The sequence below is a fragment of the Corynebacterium sp. p3-SID1761 genome (assembly GCF_055862885.1).
On record NZ_JBSQBJ010000043.1, the window covers coordinates 1 to 751 of the forward strand.

General features: G+C 56.3%; 1 pseudogene. It reads right to left on the reverse strand.

The features are described from left to right. A pseudogene (locus ACWXWJ_RS10270) lies at positions 1 to 751 on the reverse strand (malate synthase G); the annotation flags it as partial.

The window sequence follows — 751 nt, forward strand, 5'->3', positions numbered from 1 at the left end:
CGACTTACCCGGCAGACCGTGCACCAGACCAGCATCCACATTGTTGTCCTCGTAAGCCAGCTTCCACGGTGCGGCCTGCAGGTCTGCCTTACGCACCATCGGACCAGCCAACATAGAGGTGTGGATCTCATCACCAGTGCGATCCAGGAAGCCGGTGTTAATAAACGCCAGGCGCTCCTTGACCTGCGCGATGCAGGCATCCAGGTTGGCAGTGGTGCGACGCTCCTCATCCATCACACCAACCTTCAGGGTGAACCGCTCCAGACCCAGCAGATCCTCCACCGCACCGAACAAGTCGTTGGTGAACGCAACCTCCTCCGGGCCGTGCTGCTTCGGCTTCACGATGTAGATGGAACCGTTGCGGGAGTTACGACGCGGGTTGTTCTCATCCAGACCCGGGATCGCAGCAGCAGAGGTGATGACGGCATCCATGATGCCCTCAAAGATCTCCTCACCGTTCTGATCCAGGATCGCCGGATTCTGCATCAGGTGGCCAACATTACGCACGAACAGCAGAGAACGACCGTGCAGACGCAGCTCCTGACCATCGCGGGAGGTAAACACGCGGTCCTCGTTCAGCTTACGAGTGAAGGTTCGCCCCGACTTGGTAATAGTTTTTGTCAGATTACCAACATTTAGCCCAAGCCAGTTGCGATAACCCAGAGTTTTATCCTCTGCATCCACAGCTGCCACTGAGTCTTCGAAATCGATAATTGTCGTCACTGCGGATTCAAGGTTCAGGTCCTTCACA